Raw genomic sequence first — 25,961 nt, forward strand, 5'->3', positions numbered from 1 at the left:
CAAAGGTAGTCGGATCTGTTAGATAAATAACGCTGGATCCGGTCAATACGACGAGTCAAAAGCTGAGTTTGAAGATTATCCGATTGGCACGACTGCTGTCAAAACTTATGACATCGATGTTAATTACGTGGTATTATTTTTAGATGTTTTGCCTGATCGGATGGGGCATATCGGGGAGCGGTTTGGAGTCTTGTTGAAGATAATTGCAGCGGTTCTATTAGGCATTTGGCTCGTATTGGTGCTGCTTGGTAAGGGCGGTTTCGTACACCTTCTGCTGTTAAATGGGATGGGCGTCGCAGCCGTCGAGGCGATGACCATATACCGCACTCGAATGTCAGCCTGAATCCTTATCGAACGTTTTGGGCTATACTGGCATCAGACCGCTATTCGTCGAAACATTCTGCTTTGCAGCACTGTAACATCCTCCTGAATGGTTAGAGTAGATATTTGTCGGGTAAATTTCCGCGATGAAGTTGATCAGAACAGCACTAGAGATACAGGCATTTCGCCCATTGGCGGTGCTCTTTCTTGTCTTATCGTTGTGGTTCTCAGCACTCCCGACGATCGCTGCTGCTCAAACGACCGCTCCTCTGGAACCAATTGTTCCGGATAAGCCCGTTGAGGAGAACACAGGATTCAGAGTAGAAAAGGTGACGGTTGCGGGCGGATCCGAACTGATAACGATCTTCGCTCGCCGCACTTACTACGATGGCCCGATGCAGGGGCCGGTGAGCGATATTCCGCTCGTGAGTGTACTTCGCGACACTCTTGGAGACGACAAGCCTGAAAACGACAGGCTGCGTTACGTATGGATGCTGACGCATACCGAGCCTACGTTCAGGCAGAAACTCGGGGCTCATATCCCTTTCTTATATACCCGGACCTCAAACAAGAACAAGATCGGTTCAGAACCGCCGCCTCCGGTAATTGATCTGAGCAAAACCAATGAAGCGGTTTGGAATCAGGTCTTCTGGGCGGTGTTCAAACGGCTTTTATTTGGTGACATCGGCCTCGGTATCAAGGCTTCAGGCCTCCAGTACAATCAAAATAAGGTCGATTACCGGCGTTCAGGTATAGCGGCCGCCGCCGCGGTGCTTTCGCTCTATCAGGAAACCGAAGGAGCAAAGATCCTTACGGAGGCAGAGTTAAAAGACATTCAGGCCCGGTTCTTCCTTACGGAAAAGCCGCTGGGCTGGCACATGCAGAGCGAGAACCTGGGCCGCGTTTATAACAAGGAAACGACACTCTTACGCGACTATCGTGGTCATAACTGGGAACTTCTTAGACAATATTCAGAGGCACAAGGACTTTACTTTGAACCACTTGAGATGTCTGATGGTTCAGCTCGTCATGCCATCGTTTGGGTTGCGGCATCTGATCTTCAGGCGAATAAAGGCAGAAAATTTGACAAGCGTTTTTTGAATTTCAAGAATCCCTGGACGGATAGTGCTTTGTTGGATTGGAAGGGCTATTCGGAGGTGCGATGGTATGACGCCGAAGACCGCGAGGTAGCTCCTGAAACACCGGGAGCTCATCCAAAGACGATGATCCCACTCGCCATCTACGGTCTTGATCATCCAAAAATTCCGGTGATCCTGGTCGACTTTCGCGATAGCGGAAACCCTAAATTTCGTGAAATAACGAGACGCGTGCTCAACGATCTGACCGGAAATGTGCTGTCGCTCTCGAAATTTGGAGGGCTTCCGTTCTTTTTCGGCCGTTTCATTTATGATTTCGTGACAGGGCGGCGGGGAGCAGATCTTAATCAGGCATCACGCCTTCGCGCTTATTCACAACTTAAGCTGCTGGTCGCTCTGGACAACTCACTCGATCCGGAGCTGAAAGACGAAATATCGGAAAGGATCGAATCGGCCACATTGAATCCGATGCAGAACGACGGCGATGTCGAGGCTCGAATTGCTCGTGCTCAGTACGAAAATCTTCTGGCCTTTGCCAGTGATCCGGCCGGCCTCGCGAAAAAGGTAACTGACGATCGACGCGAGGAAATGACCAGGTTGAAGCACGGCGGCAAGACCCGAGCGCTGATAGCGTTAGGCCGCGTCTTTTCGCTTGGGCTTTATACTCATCGTGAAAAGGATTCGCCCGAGATGATGGCTCAGCTCGATATTCGCCGGCAGCTTGATTTTCACGAGCGCTTCTTGCGCGAGGTAGCCTTCACTTCTGCCGATCCGGAGATTGACAGCAAGCCGGAGGAAATAAAACGATCGCTCACCTTTGTTGCTCATAACGGTTCATCTGCCGAGGCCAAAACAACGCGTGCCCTCGCTAAGATCTTTTCGATCAGCAAGAATGACGATATACAAACGCTCTGCCTTATGAGCCTTTATCGTATCAATAGTTCCGCGGCTAAGAATGAGCTGCTCGCTATCTACAAAAATGCCACGACCGCCGAGCGTTGGCGTGACACCTCGGCCCGCTTTTTGCGGCTTGCCTTGAAAGAGGGCCAGCGTATGTCGGTCCGTGATGCCCGGTTGATCGCCAATATTGCTGCCAACTGATCTTTATTATCCCCTCAGGACACATGACGTTTCGATCAAGAACTAATTCAGCACTTCTCTTTCTATTTCTCCTATCGGCGCTCGTGTTTTCTGCAAGCGCCCAAGGGGTAAAGCGTTTGGTGGTTGTAAAGATCGACGGGCTCCCGGCTTATTATGTTGACCGCTTCGCAAAACAGACCGATCCTTCGACAGGTAGATCGATACTGCCGTGGTTCGAAGAGGTTTTTTACAATGGCGGGACGCGCGTTCCCAATTTTTACACCCGCGGCATGAGCCTGTCAGGGCCATCGTGGGGCCAGATCGATTCCGGCCAGCACCTTCAGATAAAGGGAAATGTTGAATACGACCGCTATACCCTGCATGCCTATGACTACCTGAACTTTCTACCCTACTACATCAATTATGGCCTGAATAAGAAGGTGGATATGCCGGCAATGGAGGTGATGGACCAGCTCGGGATACCCGTACTTACTGATGCCTTCGATTATGAGAAGCGCTACACCAGTCAGCAGCTCTATCAGAGAGGGAACAGCTGGGATGTTCTTGCCAGCGGATTTGTAAAGCTTTACCCGGGAACGCCCAGTGATTTCATTGACGAGTGGACCATCGGGCTGAATTTTCGCAAGGTAACCGTTGATCAGGCGGAACGCGATATTCTCGGGAAGCTCGTAAAACGAGATCACATTGACTATTACGATTACTATGACGTGTCGTTTGACCACGTGTCGCACCACAACAACGATCCTCAGTCGCGTCTCTCGGCACTTAAGGATCTTGACCGCCTGATCGGCCGGATCTGGGTCGCGATCCAATCGTCGGGCCGGGCGTCAGAAACTGCTCTTGTCCTGATTTCCGATCATGGCTTCAACTCGGAAGAAAAGGTATACAGCCAAGGGTTCAACCTCGTCAAACTGCTCGCCAGTGCTCAAGGCGGCGGGCACCATGTAATAACGAAACGCCGCCTGATGCTCGACTACTCGGTTAAGGGGATCTATCCGCTCGTTCCTCTCATCAAGACATCTTCCGAAGATTCGTACTATCTAAAAGGCCGCTCGAGCGATTATCCTACAGCACTTGTGGACTTTGACGGGAACGAGCGCTCGTCGATCCACCTTCGCAACAGCGATCTGAACACCCTGCACATTCTCTTGCAGCAGCTCAAACAAAACCGCCTGGCTCCCGAAATGAAAAAGGCTGTCGCCGATGCCTTTTTCGATATTATCGAGGAACATCGCGGTGAGTGGCGGCAAACCGCTGATGAGGTTGAAGAGGAGATCGAAGCGCTTCAACGATGGATCGAGGTTCAAAAGCCTATCGTGGCGGCGATCCCAAAGAAATTCACGCCGGAAGAGGCGGCTCGGGGCATTGATGAAAAATCCAGACGTCTGGCATCACTTACCCAAATAGCCATCGAGACCGAATCAGATTTTCGCAAATACGTCTCGACTCTCCGGGCTCTATCAGGCTTGCGGCGGGATGCGTTTGATCCAAAGAAGATCGATGTAGAAGACGTGATCCCGCCCGGAGCGATGGGAGATTCGAACACCATCAACCAACTCCAGAATTACGTCGTTGGCGTCGCAGCCGAGGGACTGACGCTGAACTCGAAAAAAGAACTTGACCTTGACCGCAGCTTCGCCAGGGTCAATTATCTTGAACTCCTCCACAACCAGCGGGTCAGAAATAACGTTCAGCCCACGGTCAGCAATCGCCCGGTAGATTTTGTTGCGGTCAGGGTTCCGCTTGATTCAGTAATGGATTCGATACCGGACGGTACAAAGCCGACCGAGGACCCGATCTGGCTTTTCGGCGGGCCGGACAAGCAGGCATTGCTATTGGCGTCAGAAGCGGATGACGGATCGCGTTCTTACCGCTATGTGCCGATCGCACGCCTCAGGCAGGACTCGCAAGGTAAGACCACGTTTCTGATGAAGGACTGGGCTGCAGGGTTTCCGCTTAAGTACTTTGAGGATGAAAATTTCGGAGTTTCACGTTCGGTACGTGCGGCCTGGCTTGGAGAATGGCACACTGAGCTTGAATGGCTCAACGCCGCTCATAAGACCCAATATTCCAACGCGATCATCGGCCTTAACGAACAACTCGACCGGCATCCGGTCTTTGGCGACGAGGGCAAGGAGATCACCGCCGACGAAAAACTGATCCGGCGATTTCGCCAGCGGCAGCGTCATCTGACCGAGGCAGACCTGCTGATCCTCGCGAACGATCATTGGAATTTTGACGTTCGCGGATTCAATCCCGGCGGCAACCACGGCTCATTTTTCCGCGTATCTACAAATTCGACATTTATGATCGCAGGCGGTGCGAATACAGGAATTCCACGCGGCCTCGCGGTGGAACAGCCGTACGACAGCCTCAGCTTTATGCCGACGCTGATGAAATTAATGGGTAAGATAGATGATGACAATCAGCCCAATGCTGAATTGAAGCAGCGTGGTTTCCGGCGTTTTCCCGGTCGAGTTATAAAGGAAATTACAGCTCCCGGGAAGTGATCCTAGTCGTCGCCTTTCGCAATAATTTTTGATCCGCGAGCAGCTCCTCGCCAGAGCAAGACGATGAGGCCGACGGTGGTCGAAAAGAGGATCGCTCCGCGCCTGACAAGAGCCAGAGACACACCAACGGCTGTAGCATAACCCAGCGTTTGCAAGATGAATTCGTTCCCGCCTTCGTAAGCTCCGATAGTTCCCGGTACGAAGCTAAATGCTACATTGATGACCTTTGTCAGGCTTTCAATGATCAGTGAGGTCGATATTGAGGCGTCGTAGCCAAGGAATTTCACCGCGAGGAATACTTCCGCCACGCTCAAGGCATGAACCGCTAGACTGATCCCGAAAACCTTGAAGAAATCTGCCGTTCGGTTGTGGTAAAACTGAAAAACGTTATTTTCGACCGCCAGGATGTGATGTTGCTTTCGCGCCAAAAATCCAGGTGCAATGCCTCGCTTTTCAAGAGCTTTGATCGTAGAGGTGAGCGGAGTTACGCGATATTTGATCGCGAGCGAGAGGCCGATAAAGCCGATGACCGAGAATGCGACGATCAGGATCAGGGCATTTTCGATCCCATTTCCGCCCGAACCGAACGCCGAGACGAGCGTCGCCACACCGGCGAGAATCACCAGGATCACTGTTAGATAATAGAGAATATTATCAATGATCACTGCCGACGCTCCGTGCGTGAGCGTCAGATGCTTCTTGAGGAGCACTGCCTTGGTCGCGTCTCCTAAAAACGGGCCCGCAAACGAAAAAAAGTTTACTGCCTCGCCGCCAAATCGAGCTGCGACGACGCTCATGTACTTGCCATTGCGGTGTTCCGGTTCGATCGCCAGATATAAACTCGCCGCACGGCAGAAATGACGTGTTACATTGAGAGCAAGCACGGCGGCAAAGCCCCAGCCGACTTTCGCAAGCGAGTCGAGGATCTTTTGATAGCCGATCTCGTAAATAACGACGGCCAGCAGAACCAGACCAAGCAAAAACGTAATGCCCTGTATCCAGATAAGTACCTTTGTTTTATTAGATCTTGAACGAGCAGCGGGGAGTTCCGGTGGCGTTAAGTCGGATTGAAGGAAATTCTCGCTTTGCATAGGTACTTCGATTAACGCTCGAACGCTCGAACTATTATAGCCGTTTTGGGACTCTAAACATAAATACCTTGCGCCACTGTGAGCTTTCAGGCACATACCGCTGGAACTCACTGGCTAATTCGCTTTTATTACAACGGGTTTAAACGCCCATCGCCGGCACGTATGGTAATTGTCCGTTCATCACAGCTATTGAGATTCTCGTTATTTTTGCTTGGGTTGTTTGCAATGCTCCAGACCATCCAGGCTCAAAAGCGTTTTTATATCGCGCCTGACGATCACACGGATTATTTCTGGGTTGCGGATGATGTTACGTATCGCCAGGTGTTCCTGACGATGTCCGATTATTACCTCAACAAAATGGATGCGACACAGAATAATCCGTCAGACACGCAGATGCGTTGGAACTGTGATGGCAGCCTGTGGATGTGGGAATACGAAAAGAATCGCACCCCTCAGCAGTTCGAACGGTTCCTGTCGCGGATCCGCGACGGGCACATGAGTGTGGCTCTGAATCCACTAGTCCTTGTTCAGGGAGGAGCACCGGCTGAGACGGTTCTACGCGGAATGTATTACCCGGGCATGATAGAACGCCGGCACAATGTGAAATTTCCGATGGCGATGGCTATGGAAAATCAGACGATGCCGCTCGGGCTCACGTCGTTATGGGCAGGTTCGGGAGCGAAATACAGTTGGAAAGGCGTGTGCAATTGTGCCTCCGACGTTCCGGGCCTGAACAACCGCGACCGTGAGATCTATTACTCCGGCGGGCGCGACGGCAGCAAAGTGTTGATGAAGTGGCAGTCGGTGCTGACCGACAACCAGATGTTCGGCGGTTATGCCGAAGCATTTGACCCGATGCAATCGATCCTGTTTGCCGAAAATAACACGACATTTCGCAATAAATATCCATATCCGGTCATCGGTGCGTTTGGCAGGGGTTGGGATTATTTGCAATACACAAGTGATGAATTTGTCACTGTTGCCCAGCAAAATTCTAATCCCAATCGTCGGATCATCGTTTCAAATCAGGAAGATTTCTTTCGTGATTTTGAGACTAATCACGGCACCGGGCTTGAAACATACGCCGCTGCGTTCGGGAATGATTGGGACATTCTAGTCGCCTCAATGGCTGAGGTATCTGCTAGGGTAAAACGCGCTGCCGAAAAGCTTCGCAGTGCTGAGGCGATGGCAACTCTGGTGTCGCTTGACGATCCGGCATTCATGACATCGCGAACGGCAGCTCGCGATGAGGCAATGCTGAATTTCGGGCTTTACTTCGAGCACGACTGGACCGCTGACAGCCCGGTGATCTCGCGGGAAACACGGGCGAACTGGAGCCGCTCGGTCGAAAAGAACATTACCTCATACGTTGAGGATCTCTACAAAGACGCCCGTTATGAACTCGGCCGCCGCATATCGCGAAGCGGTACAGGCCAGCGGTTTTATGTATTCAATCCGTCGAGCTGGACACGGACTGATCTTGCGGACGTGCCGCTCGGGCCGTTCACGAGAAAGGCGAGGGCCGTTGATGTCTCGACCGGCCTCGACGTGCCGTCACAGGTCATAAGGCAGGGAGCGAATACGGTTCTAAGAATTCTCGCGACAGATATTCCGTCTGCCGGCTATAAGGTATTTGAGATCCGGGCGGGAATGGATGTCGGCAATCCGCCAGCCGCGACCGTTAATGGTGCGACGGCCGAGAACGAATTTTACAGGATCACTCTCGCACCCGATGGTGCCATCACAAGCTTTATCGACAAGGTTCGAGGTAACAGAGAGACCGTTCGGGAGATCGAAGGGAAGGTCATCAATGACCTCGGCGGCGACCGCAGTGGGATCGTACAAGTCGAAAGCTCTGGGCCTGTGAGCACCACCCTGATTGCGACCTCGGAAAGCCCGGTTAAGCACATCACGCGGGTCACTCTCTTTCGAGGCATCAACCGGGTCGATATCAGCAACGAGATCACCGAGAATTTTAGTGATGTGAAGACCTGGAATTATTCGTTCGACATCAATTCGCCCGATATGTGGCATGAAGAGGTCGGGGCTGTCATCCGCGCCAAACTGCTCGCGAACGGCGGCCACTATTCCCCGCGAAACGCGCGATACGATTGGCTCACGATGAACCATTTCGCTGATATCAGCGACGGAGCTGCAAATAATTTCGGCGTGACCATCTCTAATTGGGATAACTATTTCATGAGGTATGGAGACAGCGCGATCAATTCGCTGGACACGACCAGGCCGCAGATCAATGTTCTTGCCGGCGGACAAACCAATTACGCGTTCCTGGGTATTCCGGATCAGGGCGGCGATTCATATTTTCTCCAAAGGTTTGCCCTTTCGACGCACGGAGCGTTTGATCAGACGGCAGCGATGAAATTCTCGCTCGAACACCAAAACCCGCTCGTCGCCGGCATGATCGAAGGCACCGGAACGCAAAACCGTGCGTACCCCGCAAACAGTTTCTCGTTCCTGAATATCACAAACCCAAACGTCCTGCTCTGGAGCCTCAAACCCGCCGAAGACGGCATCTCACGCGGCATTGTCGCCCGCGTCTGGAACCAAAGCAATTCACCCGCAAACTACCAACTATCGCTTTCTCAGCCAATAACCTCCGCCGACCGCACAACCCACATCGAAACCACGATCGCCCCGGCAACTGTGACGTCGGGTGTATTGAACACAAGCATCAATCAACAGCAGATACAGACGCATTTGCTGCGGGTGCAGTAGCACTGCTGGTTAGAACCGGGAGCGATAGCGACTGGGTTTCCGTGAGATTTTCGGATTACTCGCTCCTATTCACCGCAACCAAAATTGATCTTATTTCTAATAACTCGCTTCTGCCCCGAAATTCGAGCGGTTAGAAATACGGGTTCGCAGCCAACGTTCTTTATCCAAAAACCAGTGTAAGCCTTGCCGGTCTCTGACCCGTTGCGGATCTTTTCGGTTTGTTTGAGGGTTATTGAACGATTGCCTGTGTCGAACGGGATGTATTTCGCCGTCAACTCGATCAGGCGTGGCTTCTCCAAATACTTCGGCACGCCATCGACCTCGACGGTCACAAAAGTCGAAAAGGCCCAGTCGAACGGCGTGTTCCAAAGGTCGAACCCTTTGTCAGTCAACACATTCTCTGAAAAGGCACCAGTATTCTCGTAGAAAAGCCGTGCCTGGATCGAGCTGATCTTAATGGCTTGTGCGTAGCCGCCGATGGCGAAGAGTGTGATGGCAAGGAAAATCTGGATTTTCGACATTCTTAATTTCATGAAATAAGAACGATCATCAAATCTGCCTTTGCAGTCTTTGCTTACTTTGCGACTTTGCGGGGAAAGTCTCCCGCCAAGCCGCCAAGCCGCCAAGCCGCCAAGCCGCCAAGCTGAAAAGATGGGAACCCTTAACTCAATGCACTGAGGAGTACATTCAAGCCTCTTGCCACATCGTCACCCAAATGCACCCGCAACGCTCGTCGCCCGCGATCGAGCAAGACCTGAAAATCGCCGCGTGCTTGAGCGGCTTTGACGACTCCGAAGGTATATTTCTGTCCCGGAATGGGCAGGTCTGACGCGTCGTCGGATGTGATCTGGAGAACTACGCCGTTGTTGCCGCCGCCTTTGTAGGCTTGTCCGGTGGAGTGTAGAAAACGTGGGCCGAAGCCGAGGCAGGTCGCGGCGTGGGTGCGTTCGAGGACGGTTTTGCGGATCGCGGCGAGGAGCTTTTTGTTTTCGGCATTCATTTCGACGTAGCCGAGCAGGGCGAAATAGTCGTTCGCGACGATCTGGCCGATATGGGCGTTCAGATAGTTTTCGATCGATGGAAAATCAACAGTCGAGTTGAGTGTTGCAACGTGTTCTTCGCTCGAAAACAGTGCGATGCCATTGGCTGAAAAGAACGGCTCTTCGGGCGGCAGCGAGCCGGTTTTTTCGTATTCGTCAGTGATCTTGCGGGCTTCGATCTTGGCGGATTCGACGTCAGGCTGGTTGAATGGGTTGATCTGCATGACTGCACCGGCGACAGCGGTCGCGAATTCCCAACGGAAAAATTCCTGACCGAGATCGTCGATCGAATTCAGCTCGATCCGCACCGCCGGATGCCCGGCGTTAGTCAAGGCAGAGTATTGCTCGTCAAGGCTGTCATTTCCCGTCACGGTCAGGAACGCAAAAACGCGGTCGTCGCCGTATGACCCAACATCGATTACGCTCTCGCGATCGACCGGGATGATCGCAACACCATTTTTACCTGTCGATTCAGCAACGAGCTGTTCGAGCCACGCTCCGACATCGTGTATCTCGGGTGTGGTGAAAATAGTCAGCTTATCGCGGCCGTGAGCGTGGCAAATGCCAAGGATGAGGCCGAGGATCGCACCTGGGTTTGAGCTTGGATCGGCAGTTTTGCAGGCTTCGACCATCTTCGCGGAACTTGTCAAGAAGGATTCAACATCAAGCCCCATCGAAGCCGCGGCCGTCATTCCAAATGCAGACAATGCCGAAAATCGCCCACCGATCTCGGGTTTGCCGTAGAAAATGTGTCGAAAGCCATCGTCTTTAGCTATCCGTTCCATCTTTGAGCCGGGATCAGTGATCGCGATGAATTGCTTTCCCGCATTTTCCGCTCCGACCTTCTCAGAAACTCGTTCGAAGAAATACTGTTTGAAGCAGTTCGGCTCAAGCGTCGAACCTGATTTGCTGGCGACGATGAACAATGTTTTTGCGAGATCGAGTTTATCCTCGACCGTTTTGACCTGTGCAGGCACGGTAGAGTCGAGAATGTGAAAATTCGCCTTGCCAAAGGTCATCGCCAGAACCTCAGGGCACAGCGATGATCCTCCCATTCCCATCAGCAGGATGTCCGAAAATCCGGTTGCCTCGATGTCCTTTTTCAGGTCGGCATATTTCTGCGTGGCGGCGAGTTCTTCGCCAACGATCGTGAGCCAGCCGAGCCATTTTGCTTCGTCATCGCTGCTCCATACAGTCGCGTCTTTTGCCCAAATTCGGGCGATCTTGTCTTCGGCGGTCCAGCTATTTGCGGCCGCATCAACTTCGGCGGCGAGAGCCTCTGGGAGGAGAAACTTTATGTGATTTAGCATGGCAACATCTTGTTAGAATCGGCGGTAAGTGTCAACCCGGATCGCCGGCGCCGGACGCATTTTTTTGGTGGAGGAATTTCGGTGAGAAAACGTTTGACCAATCTCGCACTTTACTCTACCTATCTAGGCATTTTAGGCCCGACAGTGGGGATTCACATTTGACCAACACGGCTGTTGTGCTAAAAACAAGTCGGAAAAATGGGCATATTCTGTAAAATGTGAATCGATTCACACTTTTTATGCAAATTTAACCGACAACCTGATCAGCACGAAAAATGCGCCCCAAAAATTGAAACGATGGGTATCCGTCACCGCCGTTGTGATGTAATATCGCGTTATGAAATTCGCCGCATCGATCCTCCTTTTCCTGAGCCTTTCAGCGGCCACCGGTCTTGGGCAGACATGTTCCGAAAATGCCAAAGAGGTCAGGCCGCAGCTTTCGAAAGAGGCTGAGCTGAAAATGTCGCAAGACCTCGAGATCGCCGCCCGAAACGCGGTGGCGGATCCGACTGCCGATAACATCATCTGGTACGCGCGCCGAAAGGGTTATTTAGGCCGGTACAAAGACGCCATCGATGCTCTGACGATCAGCTTGCCAAAATTTCCTAACGATGCCAGGTTTTACCGGCATCGCGGACACCGATATATAACGCTGCGGTGCTTTGACGATGCCATTCGTGACTTCGAGAAAGCCGCAAAACTCATCAAAGGCAAACCCGATGAGGTTGAGCCCGACGGCATGCCAAACGCCCAAAACACGCCGACCAGCACGCTGCAATCCAACATCTGGTACCACCTCGGGCTCGCGTATTATCTTAACGGCGATTTCAAAAAAGCGATCGAGGCTTACAAGGAAGGAATGAAGGTCTCGAAAAATAACGATATGCTCGCCGCAATGTCGCACTGGCTCTACATGGCCTATTGGCGCAGCCAAAAACCGGTGGACGCCGGACGCCTGCTCGAGCCGGTCAACGGAGATTTTGAGGTTATAGAGAACGACGATTATCTCAAACTTCTTCGGCTCTATCGCAACGAAGTGAAGCCAGAAATGCTGTTAGAATCGCTGGGCGAAAAAGCCGAAACGCTCGGAAACGCCTCGCTCGGCTACGGCCTCGGAAATTGGTATCTCTACAACGGCGACAAGGTACGGGCAATGAATATTTTTCGCAAGATCACGGCAGGGAATCAATGGGCTAGTTTTGGCTTTATAGCGGCGGAGGCGGAACTGATTCGGGCTAAGTAGTTTGTCCTCAGCGGTGTTTTCCAATGCGACATTAGCCACGGAAAAGAGAAATACCCGCTCTGAAAACTCAGCCATGTGTTGTCCAAGGGCAGCCGAACATTGTTGAGAGTCGGTTTTGATACTAATATACGACTGTTTGTCGGCTTCTTAAAAAATTCGCCCAGCGAGCGTTAAGCGGCCGGGATGTTCGCGATGATAAAAACACCTCGTTAGAGAGTTAAACTTATGAATCCACAAGAACAGAGATCGACGGTCTCCGATGCCGTTCGTAAACATAAAGAGTTCCTGTTTCCTGCTGTTGCCAATTATTATCAGGAGCCGATCGCCCTGGTAAAAGGCGAGGGCGAATACGTTTGGGATGATCAGGGCAACCGGTATTTGGATTGCTTTGGCGGCGTACTCACGGTCAGCATAGGCCACGCGAATCCACGAGTAAATCAGGCGTGGAAAGACCAGGTTGATCGGATAGCGCACACCTCGACCCTCTACGCTAACCAGCCGCAGAGCGATCTCGCGGAGAAATTAGCCGAGATCACGCCGGGCAACTTAAAAAAATCGTTCTTTTCGAACAGCGGAACCGAGGCTGATGATACGGCGATCCTGGCTGCGAAGCTCGCGACGGGTAATAGCGAGATCATTGTACTTAGACATAGTTATGCCGGGCGGTCGGCGACGGCCTTGGCTTCGGTCGGGCATAAGACGTGGCGGCCGGTGGCGGCTCAGGTGCCGGGGATCGTTCACGCCGCGGCGCCCTATTGTTACCGCTGCCCGTTCAAGCTCGAATATCCGTCATGCGGCGTGGCGTGCGCGGATGATGTCGAGGACATCATCAACACGACCACTACCGGGAATATTGCGGCATTTATGGCCGAAACGATCCTCGGCGTCGGCGGATTTATCATCCCGCCGCAGGAATATTTCTCGCGTGTTGCCGAGATCGCACGCAGCCACGGCGGGCTATTCATATCAGACGAAGTGCAGGCGGCGTGGGGCCGCACGGGCGATAAGTGGTTCGGCATCGAGCATTGGGGCGTCGAGCCGGACATCATCACTTCGGCAAAAGGTATGGGCAACGGTGTGCCGATCGGCTGGACGATCGCGACGCCGGAGGTTGCGGACGCGTTTCCTGGCCTTACATTTTCGACCTTTGGCGGCAATCCGGTTTCGTCGGCTGTCGGCCTCGCCGTTATCAAAGTTATCGAGGAAGACGATCTCCGGACCAACGCCCGTGTGGTCGGCGATTACCTTATGAACCGGATGCTCGAACTAAAGGAAAAGCACAAAGTCATCGGTGATGTTCGTGGAATGGGACTGATGCTCGGGATCGAGCTTGTCAAGGACCGTCAAACCAAAGAGCCGTATCCCGAAGCCGTGTTAAGGGTCTTCGAAGAAACCAAACGCCAGGGCGTTCTTATTGGCAAGGGTGGACTTTACGGGAATGTCATTCGAACGGGCATGATGTTAAATACGACGACGGAAACGGTCGATCGCCTGGTTGAGGCTTTGGATGTGGGGCTTGCTCTTTGTTAGGTATTTCGATGATACTACGGCTTAAAACGCTAATGTTGGTTGCCGCAATCTTGTCGGCGTGCCTCAATACGCATGGTCAGCAAACCGCGGCTGATCAAACACAGCTTAAGCTGCTGCAGCCGGCTCTCGATGCGATTCGGGCGGACACGATTTTAGAGCACATTAAAAAACTCGCTTCCGACGAATTTGAAGGCCGCGGGCCCGGAACCCGCGGTGAAACGCTTACGGTTAATTATCTTGTCGACCAGTTCAAACGCTCCGGCGTCAGGCCGGGAAATCCAGACGGTACGTTTGTCCAGAAGGTCCCTTTGATCGGATCTCAGACGACACCTGAGATCGAGATCGAGGCCGGCGGGCAGACGATGTCGCTCAAGTTCCTTGATGAGTTTGTGCACGATTTTCCCTCGCTGCGACGGTCGGCTTTGGTTAGAAATACGGGCGTGGTATTTGCGGGGTATGGGATAGTTGCCCCGGAATTTGGGTGGGACGATTACAAAGGCGTTGATGTTCGAAACAAACTGGTCATCGTTTTGAGCGGAGAACCGTCACAGCCAGACAGGAACGATCCGAAGAAATCCGACTCAGCCTTTTTTAAGGGCGACACGCGGACGTATTACTCGACCCGGGAAGCTAAATACGACCTTGCAGGAAAAAGAGGAGCTGCGGGCGTGCTCGTTGTCTACGATCCGGATGCGTCGAAAACCTACTCTCTTTTTCAAACTTTTGCAAAAATGGAAGGCTTTGGGCTGAAGCCGGCGAATATTAATTCCGCTCCGCTGATCTCGGGATTGATAACGATCGGAGCTGCTCGCCGCCTCTTTGCACTCGCGGGCCAAGATCTAGACAAGCTACAAACGGCAGCGTCACGTCCAGATCGAGCATTTGTTCAGATAAAGGCGAAAGCTGATATCTCGGTCAAAAGTAAGATCAGAACCGTAATTAGCCATAATGTCGTCGCACGGGTCGAAGGTTCTGACCCGAAACTAAAAAATGAATATGTGATCTACTCAGCCCACTGGGATCATTTAGGGAAAGATACGAACCTGAAAGGCGACCAGATCTATAACGGTGCCCAGGACAATGCTGTCGGTACCGCCCAGTTATTGGAGGTGGCAAGAGGATTTGCCAGACTGGCAAGTAAACCGAAACGGTCGATTCTCCTTATCGCCGTGACGGCTGAAGAAAAGGGCTTTCTCGGTTCGCGATATTACGCTCAACACCCTTTGTTCCCGGTCGCGAAAACGGTCGCAAATATAAACCTCGATGGCGGAAATGTTTGGGGTGTGACCGCAGATCTCATTACAACAGGTTATGGCCTCTCAACGCTAGACGAGTTCCTGGCCGAAGCTGCTCGGATCCAGGGCAGGAAATTCATAAAAGAGGCTATCGACAACGGCGGACTGTACTTCGGGTCGGACCAGATCGAGTTTGCGAAGGTCGGAATCCCCGCGTGCTTTCCCTTCAGCGGCTCGGAATACATCGGGAGACCTAAGGACTGGGGCGACAAGAAGTGGGAGGCGTATTCCCAAGAACGCTATCACCAGGTATCGGATGAGGTTAAGCTCGATTGGGACCTTTCCGGGGCCGCAGAGGATGCAAAATGGCTGTTGATCGCCGGATTTAACGTCGCCCAGGCCGCAGAACGGCCGGTGTGGAAATTAGGCAGCGAATTCAAGCGGCGCAAATAACCAGTGAGCTGGGATCAGTTGCTTCTTGGCCCCGATTCCGGCGGCGAACAGGCTTCGATCCTGGTTTCACACGGTGCCATCCGGCCTATCATGAAATCGACCAGAAGAGTCGCCCCGAGATAAGTCAGATATCCTATGAAAAAACAGATAATGCAAACTGCGACAGTTAAAGCAGACGTTCCTTTCATCTTCGGCATTCTCCTTACTTAAAGCGATTATGAAAAATGATTGCTCTATGAATGATCGGGAAAATGCCTGTTTCGCAAATTAATGCGTTCAAGATATCATAAGTGTCAAATTTATCCAACAAAATTGATCTATTGTGTATCTCCCGCTCAGGGAATTGGGTTATTTTGCTCTTTGGCTATCGCTTATGAAGAACTGCCCGGAATGTGATCTTCTTGTTGCCGACGGACAAACTACATGTTCGAAGTGCGGCTTTGAGAAACGGGCTGTGTCGGACGAAACGGCGGTGCTGCCGGGGCCCTTCCTTGAAAAAGATAAATGAAAAGTATGCGGAATTTTATTTTGGTACTTCTATTGACGTCGATGCCGGTTGCGACTTTTGCGCAATCCAGTAAGGAAAAGCATACGACCGTTTTCAAGAACGGAACACTGATCGATGTAAACGGCGGGCCGTCAAAGACGGAAATGACGGTCGTAGTTTCGGGAAACCGAATAATTACGGTCGGCAAGAGCCGGACCACAAAGATCCCCAAAGGCTCGAAGATCGTCGATGCGACCGGCAAGTTTCTGATCCCGGGGTTGTGGGATATGCATGTGCATATGTTCAACAACATCTCACGGGTCGGCACGGACAACCATGAGGTATATTTTCCGCTTTTAATTGCTAATGGCGTTACGGCGGCGCGCGATATGTTCAGCGACCCGGACGACATAAAGCTCGCAAAGCAATGGCAGAAGCAGATCGAAGCCGGGAAACTGATAGGCCCCCGCCTCTTCGTCAGCAGCAGTATTGTTGACGGTGTTCCGACTTTTTTGCCGAATTTGATGGGAGTCAAAAACGCTGCTGAAGCCCGAGCTGCCGTTCGTTCGCTGAAGGCTGCCGGGGCGGGACTTATTAAGGTCTATTGGAACCTGACGCCGGAGACTTATTTCGCGATAGCTGACGAATCGAAAAAGCTAGGCATTCCATTTGCCGGGCACGTCCCGTTTCTGGTGAGTGCGGCGGAAGTTTCCAATGCCGGACAGAAAAGCATCGAACATCTGACCGGCATTCTCGAGACATGTACAAGCAAGGAAGTCGAGTTACGCAACAAAGAATGGACACCAGCCGTCTATGAGGAAATGGTCGCGACGTTTGATGATAAGAAATGTCTTGAGCTTTATAAACGCTTCGCGAAAAATGGTACTTATCATGTTCCGACTGCGATACTTCACCGCGGTATGGCTCTTTATGATGAGCCCGGCTTTCTTGATGATCCGAGCTTCAAATACGTGCCAAAGAGTATGATGAAAGAATGGTCCGAGTCGCCGCAGCTCGACAGAGATCATGATCTCAAAACCCGTAAGGAGCGATATAATTGGCTTCTCGATATGATCGGAACAATGTATCGTGCGGGCGTTCCGATCATGACGGGAACTGACAATAATAACCCTTACGTCGTTCCGGGTTTTGCATTGCACTCCGAATTAGAATTGTTTGTCAGGGCTGGCCTGACCCCGATCCAAGCGTTGCAAAGTGCGACGATCGTTCCAGCCAGATATCTTGGATTGACGCGATCTAATGGCTCGACCGAAAAGGGAAAAATTGCGGATATCATCCTGCTCGACGCAGATCCACTTTCGGACATAAGAAACACACGAAAGATCGCTGCCGTCATGGTTAACGGAAAGCTGTTGGATAGAGCCGACCTCGACAAAATGCTAAAAACGGTCGAGGCCTCGGCGACGAATAACTGAACCACCGCTAGAAGATGTGAAAACTCTAATAAAAAACGGACGTGTCGTCACCGCTGTTGACGACAATCACGCAGATATTTTCATTGATGGTTAGACCGTCAGGACTATCGGTAAAACGCTCGATATGTTGACGGATGTTGACGTCGATACAGGATGGTGTTGCATTAAATTGCGGAGGTTTATGATCCCTAATCGAACTCGTGTCGTCGTTCTTCTGGTTTCGCTGCTCGTTGGCATTTTGCCTGTCAGGAGTCAGGAATCAGGCGTTTCAAGCGACATTTTGACCACTCTCAAACCTGCTCTGGAGAGCATTCGTGCTGACCGGATCTTTGACAGCATTAAGGTGCTCGCGTCGGATAGATTCGAAGGCCGAAACGTTGGAACAGCGGGCGAGGCGCTAACCGTCGATCATCTCGTCAGCGAATTCAAAAGAGCCGGTCTGAAGCCGGGAAATCCTGATGGGACTTACGTCCAAAACGTGCCGCTTGTCGGATATCGCACGCAGCCGCGGATCGAACTGGACGCCAAGGGCATTAAGGCGTCGTTAAACTTTCCGGACGATTTTGTTCACGAGTTTCCACGTCTGCAGCCACAAGTGTCCATCAATGACGCAGAGGTTGTATTTGGCGGATACGGCATTGTTGCCCCTGAATATGGCTGGGATGATTACAAAGGGATTGACGTTCGGAATAAGCTTGTTATTTTTCTTGGCGGCGAGCCGTCGATCCAGGATAAGAACGATCCCACAAAAATGGACAGCACTTTTTTCAAGGGTGATCTGAGAACGTTCTACTCCACCATGGAGTACAAGAAAGAGCTAGCTGCCGAGAAGGGAGCCGCAGCCGTACTTTTCATCACTGATCCGGAAAAGTCGCCTAATTACTCGATCTTTAAGACATTTGCCTTGCTCGGAGGGTTCGCCTTAGAGCCGAGAGGGCCGGCGAATAAGGCTTTGGCGGTGACAGGGCTTGTAACGATCAGTGCGGCCCGGCGGTTGTTTGCGGCTGCCGGCCAGGACCTCGACGCATTACAAAGTTCCGCCCAGACAAAGGACTTCAAACCCGTTTCGACCAATGCCAGAGCTAACATCTCCGTGATCAGTAAGCTTCGACGGGTAAAGAGCCAGAACGTCGTTGCACGGATCGAGGGTTCGGACCCAAGACTGAAGGATGAATATCTGGTCTACACGGCCCATTGGGATCATCTTGGCATGGACAAGAACCTAAAAGGCGATCAGATATACAACGGTGCGATCGACAATGCCATAGGCACTGCAGAAATGCTGGCGATAGCTCGCGGCTTAGCCAGACTCCCGCGGGCCCCGAAACGCTCGATCCTGTTCATTGCCACCACCGCTGAGGAAAAAGGCTGGCTCGGCTCACGATATTACGTACAGAATCCGCTCTATCCGCTCTCAAAAACGATCGCTGATATCAATCTTGACGGCGGCAACGTCTGGGGCCGGACAAAGGACGTGAACAGCAGCGGCTATGGGTACACGACGCTGGATGAGTATTTCGAGGCGGCCGCTCAATTGCAGGGGCGAACATTTCCCAAAGAGTCGATGGATAACAACGGCCTGTATTTTGGCTCGGACAACGTCGAATTTGCGCGAGGCGGTGTTCCGGCGTTTTTTGCATTTGGCGGTTTCGAATACACAGGCCGGCCTGCAGACTTTGGCGGGAACAAATGGAACGGGTACGCCGATAAGGATTACCATAAGGTGTCGGATGAGATCGGGCCGGACTGGGACCTCTCCGGAGCAGCCGAAGATGCTCAATGGCTGCTGATCGCCGGATACAAAATTGCCCAGGCAGCGAAACGACCCGAGTGGAAGGCGGGAAGTGAATTCAAGGCATTGATTGAACGGGCGAAGAAATAGACACCGTTTGTCCAGCGACACTTATCAAAGATGTCCCGGTCGTTACTGCTGTGGACGACTATCGGCAAGCGGCTTGATATGTCGGTGGATGATGTTACCGGCGCCGCGAGCTAGTTCGTGATTTCCAGCGGGCTGTTCGCCATTATCACGCCCATTTGAGGAAATAGTATGAAGAAAATCTTTGTGACACTCTCACTTGTACTTCTGACAGGTCTTTTTGCATTCGCACAGGGCGGTTCGCCCGAACTGATCTTGTTTAATGGGAAAATATTTACTGCTGAATCTAATCAATTGACCGTCGAAGCCCTTGCGATTCGCGGCGAAAGGATCCTGGCCGTCGGATCAAATGATGAGATCAAACGACTCGCCGATAACAAAACTCGTTTGATCGATCTGCAGGGCAAAACTGTCATTCCCGGGATCAACGATGCGCATTTTCATTTCACGCCTTTTCCTGAGGGCATTCAATTAACATTTGACAGTATGGAGCCAACTTGGGCGGAAACTGTCGAGGCCATAAAAAGGGCGGTCAAAACTGCGCCGAAGGGAAAATGGATCTTCGGTACTATCGGTTACAAGGTTTTGTCTGAAAAGACGGCTGACCGTTTTGCTCTTGACCAAATTTCGCCTGACAATCCGATCTTACTAGGTGCTTTTTACGGACACGGAGATATCGTCAATTCAAAAGCTATGCCGCTTTTGAAAATTGCCGATGACGCTCCCGACGTGCTGGGCGGATATTTTGAACGGGTTTCAAATTCGCAGAAAATTAATGGCAGATCTTGGGAATATGCTCAGTGGCGACCAGCAAGGGTCTTGGCCGAGCAAGTTTCGGATGAAATTGCCATCGCAGAACTGAAAAAGATGTCGGACGAAGCTGTTCGATTTGGCGTTACTTCGATGCAAGTTATGTCAACTTTGAGTATTGACCGGTTTGCGAAACTATTGGTCAAGGCTGATCTGCCAATTCGGGTCCGTGCCATTCCGTTTGCCCTCACTTTTGAAAACAGGCGCGATTTGTCTGAATTTCAGATGTTGTCAAAACTCAATTTTCCAAAGTCAAAAGTTAAGACAAGCGGCATTAAATGGATCTTGGATGGGACGCCTTTCGAACGCGGTGCGGCTACACGTCAGCCCTACATGGACATGCCTAGTTCCAGAGGTAAAATGAATTTTCCGGAAGCCGAGATCTCTAAAATGCTCAAGGAATCGCTGAAATTCAATCAACAGATCCTCTTTCATTGTTCCGGAGATCAATGCGTCGCGTCCGTTTTTGATGCAATGGAAAAGATCAAAATTGATTGGAACCAAAAGCGGGTCCGAATCGAACACGGGGACGGAGTTAGTGGCGATCTGATCGAACGCGGCAGAAAGCTGGGCGTGATCGTTGTGCAAAATCCCACTCATTTGTCGTTTGTCGAAATGCTCTACAGCCGATATTCGCCCAAGATGGATTTCATGCAGTCTCGCTCGCTCATTGATGGCGGAATGCATTTCGCACTTGGTTCAGATGGCCCGATGAACCCATATCTGAACATTATGTTTTCCTCAATTCATCCTTCGAGGCCAACCGAAGCAATTACACGCGAGCAAGCCGTGGTTGCATATACAAAGGTTGCGGCGTTTGCCGAGTTTGCCGAGAAAGACAAAGGGAGTTTGATTAGAGGGAAACTGGCGGATCTATCTGTACTTTCACAGGATATCTTCACCGCTCCCGTGCCTGAACTTCCGAAAACGCACAGTATACTTACTTTTATCGGCGGGAAAATAGCTTACGATGAAAAATTACTAAAATAGAGCTGGGAACAGATTAATGCAATGAAAACACTAATAAAAAACGGCCGAGTCGTCACCGCTGTTGACGATTATCACGCGGATATTTTTATTGACGGCGAGACTGTGACGACTATCGGCAAGCGGCTGGATATGGAGGCGGATGTTGTCATCGACGCCGCTGGCAAACTCGTTATTCCCGGCGGGATCGATCCGCATACGCATATGGAGCTGCCGTTTGGCGGGACGCACTCATCGGACGATTTTTTTACCGGGACGCGGGCGGCGGCGTTTGGGGGGACGACGACGATCATTGATTTTGCGGTGCAGACGAAGGGGGAATCGATGACTGCGGGCGTCGATGCGTGGCACAAAAAGGCCGAGGGCAAGACGGCAATCGACTACGGGTTTCATCTCATCACGACCGACTTTGAGGATGGTGACGAAAAAGAGATGTACAAGCTGATGGACGAGGGGATCACGTCTTTCAAGCTGTTCATGGCGTATCCGGGCGTGTTTTTGGCGGACGACGCGACGATCTTTCGTTCGATGTCGGCGGCGGGCCAACGCGGCGGGCTGATCTGCATGCACGCCGAGAACGGCATCGTTATCAATGAGATCATCAAACGCTTTCTGGCCGATGGCCGCACTGCTCCGAAGTATCACGCATTGACTCGTCCGACCATCGCCGAGGCCGAGGGAGTCCATCGTGCGATCGCCATTGCCGAAATGGCCGAGTCGCCGGTGTACATCGTTCACCTTTCGTGTACGGATGCTTTGAATCAGGTAAGACAGGCGAGAGATCGCGGCATTCCGGCGTTTGCGGAGACTTGTCCGCAGTATCTTTTCCACTCGATCGACGATTACGGCGATGGCTGGGAAGGTGCGAAATACGTAATGACGCCACCTTTGCGTGAGAAGCATAACTGCGCCGAGCTGTGGAAGGGCCTCAAGATGGACGACCTGCAAGTCATCTCAACCGACCATTGCCCGTTCTGCATGAAAGAGCAGAAGGAACTCGGGTTAGGTGATTTTACAAAGATCCCGAACGGTGCTCCGGGCGTCGAGAACCGCATGAATCTGATCTACAACGGCGGCGTGGTCGAGAACAGAATTTCGCTCAACCGTTTTGTCGAGCTGACCTCGACGGCGGCGGCGAAGATGTTCGGTATGTTCCCGAAAAAGGGAACGATCGCCGTCGGTTCCGATGCAGATATCGTTATCTTCGATCCAAACGGCGAAACGACCTTCGGTGTCGAGAACGAACACATGAACGTCGATTATTCGTCCTACGAAGGGTGGAAGATCAAAGGTAGCGTCGAAACAGTTCTGTCACGCGGGCGCGTTGTGATCGAAAATGGTGAGCACAAAGGCAAAGCCGGTGACGGGCAATTCATAAAACGCGGCGAATGTGCCGCGATCTAAATTCGGATGCCAACTCACAATGATCCAGTCTCATTCTGGCTTACACCTCTCGCAATCGAAGGCGGCGTAGCGGTCGAATTTCGCGGGGATCATATTCACGTACAACTTGGCAAGGGGTTCGAGGTTAGCACGAATCAGCGGAACACCCTCTGGGAAATGATCGGCCGTATGGCCGCTGAACACAAAACCCGCCGCGTTTTGGTCGAAGGCAAAGCTCCCGAAGGCGTTTTTCAAACCTCTGAGGTCATTGATGCCGGACAAAAAACAGCGACGGTGCCAAAACTCTGGATGGCAATGTGTTTTGATAATTTTGAGCCGGGTGAACTGACCGAGCTTTTTGAAACTGTTGCAGCATCGCGCGGCATTCGGGTAAAACACTTCACCAACCTCGAGCGGGCATTGCTTTGGCTGAGAAATAATTCTCCGGAATGATCCCTATTATACTCCAAACACCCATTTGTGACATGCGTCATAAATTCAAAGGCCAGACAGTCTTACGCTAGGCATAGGAGTTGAATTGATCTATGGCTACATCTGTGAAAAACGAAAAATACGTCTATTTCTTCGGCGGCGGCAAGGCTGACGGAAATGAATCGATGAAAAACCTTCTCGGCGGCAAGGGAGCCAACCTTGCTGAAATGGCAGGCCATCCTAAGCTGAAACTGCCGGTTCCGCCGGGGTTCACTGTCACGACGGAAGTTTGCACATATCTGAACACCAATAAGAAGGCGTATCCCAAAACCCTCAAGGCCCAAGTCGACGAAGCTCTTGGCAAGGTCGAAAAGCTGACCGGGAAGCGGTTTGGGGACGAGGCGAACCCGCTGCTGGTCTCGATCCGTTCCGGTGCCCGGCGTTCTATGCCCGGAATGATGGAAACCGTGCTTAATGTTGGTCTAAATGAGCAGACTATCAAAGGACTGATCGTGAAAAGCGGCGACGAACGGTTCGCGTATGACGCCTACCGGCGTTTGATCATGATGTACGCCGATGTCGTGATGGAAAAGGGAGCGGGCATTGAGCCAAAAGGCGGGAAAGGCGTGCGAAAGGTCTTGGACGAAATGCTCGGAGACATCAAGCATAAAAAGGGCTACGCGAGCGACACTGACCTGACGGCCTCTGACCTAAAAGCCCTTGTAAAGGATTTTAAGAAAACGGTCAAGAAGGTCTTGGGAACCGAGTTTCCCGAGGATCCATGGCAGCAAATGTGGGGTGCGATCGGTGCGGTTTTTAGCAGTTGGAGTGGTAAGCGCGCCGTCGAGTATCGTGCCATCGAGAATATTCCGGACGAGTGGGGCACGGCGGTGAATGTTCAGGCCATGGTGTTTGGCAACATGGGAGACGATTGCTGCACGGGTGTGGCTTTCACGCGTAATCCCGGTAATGGCGAGAACAAGTTCTACGGCGAATACCTCGTTAATGCTCAGGGCGAGGACGTTGTTGCTGGTACAAGGACGCCGGCTCCAGTGAATGAATATTCGAAAAATGCACAGAGCAAGCAGTTCAAGACGCTTGAGAAGTTGATGCCTGCTTTGTATGACGAACTTCATGAGTATCAAAACCGGCTTGAAGTTCATTACAGGGACATGCAGGATATCGAGTTCACCATCGAGAATGGAAAGCTTTATATGCTGCAATGCAGGGTCGGAAAACGAAACGGCGTGGCGGCTGTTCGCATGGCAACCGAAATGTATTCCGAAAAACTGATTGACTTAAATACGGCACTGATGAGGGTCGGCCCGAATCAACTGGTCGAACTACTGCTGCCGATGCTTGACCCGAAGGTCGAGTTGATCACAAAACCGATCGCAAAAGGCCTTCCGGCTGGTCCCGGAGGAGCAAAAGGCCGTGTCGTATTTAGCTCCGAAGATGCAGTGGCCTGGGCCAAGAAAGGTGAGGCAGTGATCCTGGTGCGTGAGGAGACATCCCCCGAGGATGTGGACGGAATGCACAAATCTGAGGCGATCCTCACAAGCAAGGGTGGTATGACATCACATGCCGCACTGGTAGCGCGTGGCTGGGGCAAGTGCTGCATCGTGGGATGCGGCGACATCGAGATCAATCACGAAGCTCGCACGTTTAGAGCAAAGGATGGCGTGGTCATCCACGAAGGTGACTGGCTGAGCCTGAACGGCACAAAAGGTCTCGTCTATGAGGGCAGCATGGCACTCGTCGATATCGACCTTGACAAGAATAAGTCTTACAAAGACTTGATGAAACTCGTCGACAAGGTGAAAGTACTTGGCGTTCGAGCCAATGCCGAGACGCCGGAGGACGCTGCGCAGGCATTGAAATTTGGAGCCGAGGGTATTGGCCTTTTCCGAACCGAGCATATGTTCTATGGCGAAGGCGGCGAGGAGCCGCTCTTTCTGCTGCGGAAAATGATCGTCAGCAAATCCGAGGCGGAAAGGCGGCAGGCGCTCAATGAGCTGTTCAAATTCGTCAAAAAGGACGTCAAGGATACGCTCAAGGTCATGAACGGCCGGCCGGTTACAATAAGACTGCTTGATCCGCCGCTGCATGAATTTGTGCCGCACGACAAGCAGAAGCTACAGGATCTCAGTAAAGTGCTCGGGATCAGCTTGAGCGTTCTAAAGCGAAGAGTATTAGCCTTAAACGAAAACAACCCGATGCTCGGCCATCGCGGCGTACGGCTGGGAATCAGCTACCCCGAAATTACCGAGATGCAGGTCCGAGCAATACTCGAAGCGACTGCCGAATTGATCAAGGCCGGAAAGAAAGCACTTCCTGAGATAATGGTGCCGGTCACGTGCACGGTGAACGAGCTTGCACACCAGAAGAAGATCGTTGACCGAATTTATAAAGAGGTTTGTGAGAAACAGGGGCTGAAGAAAATACCTTATCTATACGGCACAATGATAGAGACGCCGCGGGCGGCGATCCGCGCGGGTTTGATGGCACAGGAGGCGGATTTCTTCAGCTACGGAACCAATGACCTCACCCAGATGAGCTTCGGTTTCAGCCGTGATGATATCGGCGGATTTCTGCCAAAATATCTCGATCTAAAAATTTTGCCTTATGATCCATTCCAGACCATCGACACAGACGGTATTGGCGAACTGATGCGGATGGGAATCGAACGCGGCCGACAGATAAAGCCCAAGCTAAAGATAGGTATCTGCGGTGAGCACGGAGGCGATGCCGACAGCGTAAAATTCTGTCATAGGATCGGCATGAACTATGTGAGTTGCTCGCCCTTTCGCGTACCGATCGCAAGGCTCGCAGCGGCACAGGCTGCGATCGAATTCAAGCAATAAGAGACGTTGCTTACGC

The 25,961-nt window shown here is 51.9% G+C and carries 16 protein-coding genes; 13 read left to right on the forward strand and 3 right to left on the reverse strand.

All coding sequences use genetic code 11. The features are described from left to right. The first annotated feature begins 193 nt into the window (after positions 1 to 193). From IPG22_12305 to IPG22_12315, 3 genes are all read left to right on the forward strand, one after another. Positions 194 to 343, forward strand: a complete 150-nt coding sequence (locus IPG22_12305; protein ID MBK6589067.1) for a hypothetical protein — start codon at positions 194 to 196, stop codon at positions 341 to 343. Between the two features lie 124 nt (positions 344 to 467). Continuing rightward, positions 468 to 2,519, forward strand: a complete 2,052-nt coding sequence (locus IPG22_12310) for a hypothetical protein (protein MBK6589068.1) — start codon at positions 468 to 470, stop codon at positions 2,517 to 2,519. Positions 2,520 to 2,602: 83 nt separating this feature from the next. Next, positions 2,603 to 5,029, forward strand: a complete 2,427-nt coding sequence (locus tag IPG22_12315; GenBank protein MBK6589069.1) for an alkaline phosphatase family protein — start codon at positions 2,603 to 2,605, stop codon at positions 5,027 to 5,029. Between the two features lie 2 nt (positions 5,030 to 5,031). Here IPG22_12315 and IPG22_12320 read toward each other — a convergent pair whose 3' ends face one another. Beyond that, positions 5,032 to 6,120, reverse strand: a complete 1,089-nt coding sequence (locus IPG22_12320; GenBank protein ID MBK6589070.1) for a flippase-like domain-containing protein — start codon at positions 6,118 to 6,120, stop codon at positions 5,032 to 5,034. 225 nt (positions 6,121 to 6,345) lie between these two features. Here IPG22_12320 and IPG22_12325 point away from each other — a divergent pair, with 225 nt between their 5' ends. Then, positions 6,346 to 8,856, forward strand: coding sequence for a glycoside hydrolase (locus IPG22_12325; GenBank protein ID MBK6589071.1), 2,511 nt, complete (start codon positions 6,346 to 6,348; stop codon positions 8,854 to 8,856). Between the two features lie 65 nt (positions 8,857 to 8,921). On the opposite strand, the gene IPG22_12330 is transcribed toward IPG22_12325, so the two are convergent. Beyond that, positions 8,922 to 9,377, reverse strand: coding sequence for a hypothetical protein (locus IPG22_12330; GenBank protein MBK6589072.1), 456 nt, complete (start codon positions 9,375 to 9,377; stop codon positions 8,922 to 8,924). Positions 9,378 to 9,517: 140 nt separating this feature from the next. After that, on the reverse strand, positions 9,518 to 11,206 hold the full coding sequence (locus IPG22_12335) for a bifunctional transaldolase/phosoglucose isomerase (protein ID MBK6589073.1): 1,689 nt from the start codon (positions 11,204 to 11,206) through the stop codon (positions 9,518 to 9,520). A gap of 337 nt (positions 11,207 to 11,543) precedes the next feature. On the opposite strand from IPG22_12335, the gene IPG22_12340 reads away from it, so the two are divergent. The 9 genes from IPG22_12340 to IPG22_12380 all read left to right on the forward strand — a co-directional run bounded on the left by IPG22_12340 (position 11,544) and on the right by IPG22_12380 (position 25,945). Beyond that, a complete protein-coding gene (locus tag IPG22_12340; GenBank protein ID MBK6589074.1) occupies positions 11,544 to 12,449 on the forward strand; it encodes a tetratricopeptide repeat protein in 906 nt (301 codons plus the stop codon). A gap of 225 nt (positions 12,450 to 12,674) precedes the next feature. Continuing rightward, a complete protein-coding gene (locus tag IPG22_12345; GenBank protein MBK6589075.1) occupies positions 12,675 to 13,979 on the forward strand; it encodes an aspartate aminotransferase family protein in 1,305 nt (434 codons plus the stop codon). A gap of 32 nt (positions 13,980 to 14,011) precedes the next feature. Next, positions 14,012 to 15,667, forward strand: a complete 1,656-nt coding sequence (locus IPG22_12350) for a M28 family peptidase (protein MBK6589076.1) — start codon at positions 14,012 to 14,014, stop codon at positions 15,665 to 15,667. A 513-nt stretch (positions 15,668 to 16,180) separates the two neighbouring features. Continuing rightward, complete coding sequence (locus IPG22_12355) at positions 16,181 to 17,590, forward strand: amidohydrolase family protein (GenBank protein MBK6589077.1); 1,410 nt, start codon at positions 16,181 to 16,183, stop codon at positions 17,588 to 17,590. A gap of 181 nt (positions 17,591 to 17,771) precedes the next feature. Continuing rightward, on the forward strand, positions 17,772 to 19,472 hold the full coding sequence (locus tag IPG22_12360; protein MBK6589078.1) for a M28 family peptidase: 1,701 nt from the start codon (positions 17,772 to 17,774) through the stop codon (positions 19,470 to 19,472). Between the two features lie 168 nt (positions 19,473 to 19,640). Continuing rightward, the gene (locus tag IPG22_12365) at positions 19,641 to 21,269 is read left to right on the forward strand and encodes an amidohydrolase (GenBank protein ID MBK6589079.1); all 1,629 of its coding nucleotides are present in this window, start codon (positions 19,641 to 19,643) and stop codon (positions 21,267 to 21,269) included. Positions 21,270 to 21,290: 21 nt separating this feature from the next. Then, positions 21,291 to 22,670 (forward strand): dihydropyrimidinase, encoded by a 1,380-nt coding sequence (gene hydA / locus IPG22_12370; GenBank protein ID MBK6589080.1) that lies wholly within the window; start codon positions 21,291 to 21,293, stop codon positions 22,668 to 22,670. A 6-nt stretch (positions 22,671 to 22,676) separates the two neighbouring features. Continuing rightward, a complete protein-coding gene (locus tag IPG22_12375; protein MBK6589081.1) occupies positions 22,677 to 23,102 on the forward strand; it encodes a hypothetical protein in 426 nt (141 codons plus the stop codon). Between the two features lie 92 nt (positions 23,103 to 23,194). Next, positions 23,195 to 25,945, forward strand: a complete 2,751-nt coding sequence (locus IPG22_12380; protein ID MBK6589082.1) for a pyruvate, phosphate dikinase — start codon at positions 23,195 to 23,197, stop codon at positions 25,943 to 25,945. The last annotated feature ends 16 nt before the right edge of the window (positions 25,946 to 25,961 follow it).

Source organism: Acidobacteriota bacterium (assembly GCA_016703965.1).
In the GTDB taxonomy this organism is placed as follows: Bacteria; Acidobacteriota; Blastocatellia; order Pyrinomonadales; family Pyrinomonadaceae; genus OLB17.